Consider the following 5,599-nt stretch of genomic DNA (forward strand, 5'->3'; position numbering starts at 1 on the left):
ACCCCAAACCCCAAACCCCGATTCCCGATTCCCGATTCCCGATTCCCCATTCCCGATTCCCGATTCCCCATTCCCCATTCCCCATTCCCCATTCCGTAAACTCACAGGCTCGCATCACGCCGCCTAGGAATGCCCCTTGGTATCAAGCTGGATCCTGCTGCTGGTCTCCGTGGGCTATGCCGCGCTACTGTTCGGGGTGGCGTGGTGGGGCGATCGCCGGCCGATGTATCCGGAGCGGCCGTGGCTGCGGCCGGCGGTCTACAGCCTGGCGTTGGCGGTGTACTGCTCGTCGTGGACGTTCTACGGCGCGGTGGGCTCGGCGGTGCGCAACGGCATCGGCTATCTGCCGATCTATCTGGGCCCGCTGCTGTTGCTGCTGTTCGGCTGGCGCATCATCGAGCGGCTGGCGCTGATCGCACGTGCCGAAAACACCGTGTCCATCGCCGATTTCATTTCCTCGCGCTATGGCCGCTCGCGGCGGCTGGCGGCGCTGGTGGCGGTGATCGCGCTGGTCGGCATCGTTCCGTATCTGGCGCTGCAGTACAAAGCGGTGGCGATGAGCCTGGAGGTGTTGACCGGGCATAGCAGCGCCGGGCGCGGGATCTTTGCCGATCCGGCGCTGTACGTGGCGCTGCTGATGGCCTTGTTCGCCACCCTGTTCGGCACCCGCCAGGTGGATGCCACCGAACACCATCACGGCATGATGCTGGCGATCGCGCTGGAGTCGGTGATCAAGCTGGTGGCCATCGTGGCGGTGGGCCTGTTTGCGTGGCTGTGGTTGAGCGACCACCAGCTGCATATCGCCGATTCGGCGCGCACCTTGTTCGAACACACGCCATCGGTCGGCTTCATCTCGCAGACGCTGCTGAGCTTTCTGGCGGTGATCTGCCTGCCGCGGCAATTCCATGTGGCGGTAGTCGAATGCAGCGATGTGGGCGACATCCGCCGGGCGCGCTGGTTGTTCGGTGCGTACCTGGTGATCATCTCGGCGATGGTGGTGCCCATCGCCTCGGCTGGCATCGCCTTGTTCGGCAAGGGCAGTGCGGTGGTCGACGATGCGATGGTGCTGGCATTGCCGCTGAGCCAGGGCAACACGGTGCTGGCGCTGGTGGCCTATGTGGGCGGCTTTTCCGCAGCCACCGGCATGGTGATCGTGGCCAGCATCGCCCTGGCCACCATGGTCAGCAACGATCTGGTGATGCCGGTGCTGTTGCGCCGCCGCGTCAGCGCGAACGCACGCGCGGCCGTGGCGTCGCGGGTGCTGTGGATCCGCCGCGTGGCCATCCTGCTGCTGGCCCTGGTCGCCTATGGCTACCACCGCAGTGTGGCCAACGACACCACCCTGGCCGCGTATGGCCTGATGGCATTCGCAGCGGTGGCGCAGTTCGCGCCGGGCGTGATCGGCGGGCTGTATTGGCGTGGGGCCAGCCGCAAGGGCGTGGAGACCGGCATGGTGCTGGGCTTCATGACCTGGATCTATACCTTGCTGCTGCCGGCGGCCACGCGCGCCGGCTGGCTGCAACCGGAGTGGCTGGTGGATGGCCCCTTCGGCATTGCGTGGCTGCAGCCGCAGCAGCTGTTCGGCATGCGCGGCTGGGACCCGCTGGCGCACGGCACGTTCTGGTCGCTGCTGATCAATGTCGGCGCGATGATGCTGGTCTCTGCACGCTGGCGCCCGGGCGTGGACGAACGCCTGCGCGCCGCGCCCTTCCTGGACCCGTATGCGCAGCGCCCGGCGGTGGCCGGCGACTGGCCCGGGCATGTGCGCGTGGCCGACCTGCAGGCCCTGGCCGAGCGCGTGGTGGGCGAGCGGCATGCGCACCGCGCCTTCGTCGACCAGGCGGTGCTGCTGGAGCGCGAGCTGCAACCCACCGTGGTGGCCGACCGCGCCTGGGTGCAGTTCACCGAACGCCTGCTGGCCGCCTCGATCGGCGCGGCCTCCGCACGGTTGGTGCTGACCAGCCTGTTGCGCGGCTCGGGCATGGAGCTGGGCGAGGTGGTGGCGGTGCTGGACGAAGCCGGCCAGGAACTGCGCTTCAACCGCGAGATTCTCTCGACCACGCTGGAAAACATCAGCGCCGCGGTCAGCGTGGTCGACCCGGAGATGCGCCTGACCGCGTGGAATCGCCGCTACCAGCAGCTGTTCGGCTACCCGGACGGCATGCTGTATGTCGGCCGCCCGGTGGCCGACCTGATCCGCTACAACGCCGAGCGCGGCGAGCTGGGCGAGGGCGATATCGAAGACCAGATCGACCGCCGTATCCGCCACATGCGCGCCGGCTCGCCGCATGTGTTCGAGCGCACCCGCAGCGACGGCAAGGTGATCGAGATGCGCGGCCAGGCGCTACCCGGCGGCGGTTATGTCACCAGCTACAACGACATCACCGACTACAAGCGTGCCGAACGCGCGCTGCTGGATGCCAACGAAAACCTGGAACAGCGCGTGGCCGACCGCTCGCGCGAGGCCGAGCTGGCGCAGCAATCCAAGACGCGGTTTCTCGCCGCGATCAGTCACGACGTGTTGCAGCCGCTCAACGCCGCGCGCCTGTTCGCCTCGGCCTTGCGCGAGAGCCATCAAAACAACGAAGAACAGCGGCATCTGGCCGAGCGCGTGGATGCCTCGCTGCGTGCGGCAGAGGAATTGCTCGACGGCCTGCTTGATGTCTCGCGCCTGGATGCCGGTGGGCTGCGCCCCACGGTCGAAGACTTCGATGCCAGCGCATTGATGCATGAGCTGGCCGCGCAGTACGCGCCGGTGGCGGCCAGCCGCGGTCTGCGCTTGCAGGTGCATAGCCGCCCGATCTGGGTACGCAGCGACCGCCGTCTGCTGCGGCGGGTGATGCAGAACTTCCTGGCCAATGCGCTGCGCTACACGCGCCAGGGCCGCATCGTGCTGGGCATGCGCGGGCGTGGCACCCATGTGGAACTGCAGGTGTGGGATACCGGCCCGGGCATCCCCGAGCACCACATGCGGCAGATCTTCGAAGAATTCCGCCGCTACCAGCAGCCGTTCGACTGGGGCGAGCAGGGACTGGGATTGGGCTTGTCGATCTGCCAGCGCATCTCGCGCCTGCTCGACCACGACCTGAGCGCACGCAGCCAGGTGGGCCGCGGCAGCATGTTCTCGATCCTGTTGCCGCGCGTTGCGCCGGTACCGGTGGCGCCGCTGGTGCCGGCACCGGCCGTGCGTGCGCTATCCAGCGACGACTCGCTGGCCGGCCTGCGGGTGCTGTGCGTGGACAACGACCGCGAGATTCTCGACGGCATGCGCGCACTGCTGGGCCGCTGGCAGGTGGAGGTGATCACTGCCAGTACCGTCGACCAGGCGCTGGACTGCGCGCGCCAGCAACCGGATCTGATGCTGGTGGATTACCACCTGCACGACCGCCTGGATGGCCTGGACACGCTGGATGCGCTGCAGGCCGCCGCACCGTCGCCGATCGCCGGTGCGCTGCTCACCGCCGACGGCCGCGACGAGCTCAAGCAGCTGGCGCGCGAACGCGGGTACCGACTGCTGACCAAACCGGTCAAACCGGCGTCGCTGCGCGCATTCCTGAGCGCTTATCACGATGCCAAGACACGCTGACCGATGCATCTGTGCCATCGCCGCGACATGCGGAGCTACACACGGCAACGATGAAGAATCCCATGCTGCCTGGCATGCGCGGAGCGCCCTGCGCTCCTAAGGGACCAGTTGTGCGCTACGCGGCGCCGCCGAGGTGTTCGTAGAGGATCACGCTGCCGACGATCACCAGGATCAGACCACCGAGGATTTCGGCGCGTTTGCCGATCAGCGCGCCAAGCGCGCGGCCAAGCATGATGCCGGCGGTGACCATGCTGAAGGTGCACAGCCCCACCACCACCGCCACCACGCCGATATGCACATCCAGGAACGCCAGGCTGACGCCCACCGCCATTGCGTCGATGCTGGTGGCAAATCCGGTGGCGGCCAGGGCCAGCAGGCCGTTTTTCTTCGGAGCATCAGGCGCCTCATCGGCGTCGTCAGGATCCGTGCGCAGGCCGGCCACGATCATGTGCGTGCCCAACGCGCCGAGCAGCACGAAGGCGATCCAGTGATCGTAGGCAGACACATAACTGGACGCCGCACGGCCCAGCAACCAGCCGATCACCGGTGTGATCGCTTCGATGCACCCAAAGATCAAGCCGGCCCGAAGCGCATCGCGCCACTGCGGCTTGCGCATGGCCGCGCCCTTGCCGATCGCCGCGGCAAACGCGTCGGTGGACATGGCAAAACCGATCAACACAATCGAATACGGAGACATCGACACACTCGGGTTGGGCACGGTCACAACGGCATACGCCCGCGCCAACCATCGTCGTACGCGCATGCCGCTGGTCTCGCCAAACCACGATTGGTTGCCTGCACCACGGCGCAATGGCCGAGTATGTTGATGCAGGCGCTTTCGACAACGAAAGCAGGCTACTCCCCAAGGGGCGCGCAGTGTAACAACGCAAAAGCGGTTTTCGAGCGTTTTACCTGCACGCGAAGGTCGGTCTGATCTTTATAGCCTTGGCTATGCGAAGCGCTGTATGGCGCTGCCTGCAGCGATGCTCATTTGACACGCAGCAGGGCGCAGACCCCGCGCATTTCTACATCGCGGCCTTCTTGCAGCTCCTGCGCGGTGAGGTCCACCGACACGTCGGGTAACACGCCGCGATCTGGCTACGCGCGGGTTGGAGCCTGCCCGACCAGCGGCCGATCCACTTTGATTTTCGCGTTGGGCAGGTGGAGAAAGAAAAACGCACTGCCGCTGATGCCGCGCAGGTTGCCGCCGGTGGGCTGGCCGACCAGTGTGGCCAGGCCGTTGCGCTGCAGTTGCCGTGCAAACCCGAAGGTGGCCGAACTGTTCCCGGCGCTGGTCAATACGAACACCCGGCCGCTGTCCATCGCCAGCGTCCAGGCCGGCGCTGCGCTGTCGCCTGCACGCCGGGGCGCCATCGCGTTGCGCTGCGCCGTGTCGATGCCGGTTACGCGTAACGCGTGGTGCATGGTTGTACCGGGCGTGCGCACCTGCAGCCTCGGGTTGGCGGAAATCTTCGCAAACAGCAGCGGTAGATACACATCGAACGCCTCGATGCGCGCAAACCCCTGCACCTCCATCCGTGCAATGCGCTTGGGGTCGTTGCCACCGTGTTCGAGTTCGGCGCGCAGGTCGGCGAAGCGTTGTGCGACCTGCTGTTCGGTCGCTGGTAGTACAGGCCCGGATGCAGCGCGCCATAGGCCCGTAGCAGCACATCGATATCGGCCAGCAGCGCCGGGCTGCGTGCGGCTAGTTGTGATCTCTCAGTAGGTTGTTCATCCGGGGCATCTCTGGAAGATGGGGGTTATCAAGCCAACCCAGCCCCCAGGAGCCCCGGATGAACCTGCATAAACATGCCCGCTTGAGCCCTCGCGGTCGAGCCCTGCTTGTGGATCGCATCCTTGTTCATGGGTTGCGCGTGGAAGAAGCAGCGCATGCGGCCGGTGTCAGCGTCCGAACGGCCTACAAATGGCTCAAGCGCTTTAAGGAAGAGGGGGAAGAAGGGTTGACTGACCGTACCTCCCGGCCTCACAAGTGCCCCCATGCCACGCCTAAGC

Annotated in this window: 3 protein-coding genes, 1 pseudogene and 1 riboswitch; of the genes and pseudogenes, 2 read left to right on the forward strand and 2 right to left on the reverse strand. The window is 66.3% G+C overall.

The genetic code is table 11. The features are described from left to right. Positions 1-136: 136 nt before the first annotated feature. Positions 137-3,586, forward strand: coding sequence for a hybrid sensor histidine kinase/response regulator (locus A7D17_RS18030; protein ID WP_064510360.1), 3,450 nt, complete (start codon positions 137-139; stop codon positions 3,584-3,586). 115 nt (positions 3,587-3,701) lie between these two features. Here A7D17_RS18030 and A7D17_RS18035 read toward each other — a convergent pair whose 3' ends face one another. Both A7D17_RS18035 and A7D17_RS23325 read right to left on the reverse strand, forming a co-directional pair. Further along, a complete protein-coding gene (locus A7D17_RS18035; protein WP_064510363.1) occupies positions 3,702-4,283 on the reverse strand; it encodes a manganese efflux pump MntP in 582 nt (193 codons plus the stop codon). Positions 4,284-4,329: 46 nt separating this feature from the next. Next, positions 4,330-4,456, reverse strand: a riboswitch (yybP-ykoY riboswitch). Continuing rightward, positions 4,442-5,346, reverse strand: a pseudogene (locus A7D17_RS23325) (S41 family peptidase); the annotation flags it as partial. Its footprint overlaps the riboswitch before it by 15 nt. Positions 5,347-5,379: 33 nt before the next feature. Between A7D17_RS23325 and A7D17_RS23330 the strand changes: the two are divergent. After that, on the forward strand, positions 5,380-5,599 hold a 220-nt coding region (locus A7D17_RS23330), incomplete at its 3' end, for a leucine zipper domain-containing protein (protein WP_153041992.1).

It is taken from the genome of Xanthomonas floridensis (genome assembly GCF_001642575.1).
Lineage (GTDB): Bacteria > Pseudomonadota > Gammaproteobacteria > Xanthomonadales > Xanthomonadaceae > Xanthomonas > Xanthomonas floridensis.

What these genes read in the sequence shown, in the direction of transcription:
- A7D17_RS18035 (WP_064510363.1), bottom strand. Translation starts at nt 4,283, where the DNA reads ATGTCTCCGTATTCGATTGTGTTGATCGGTTTTGCCATGTCCACCGAC.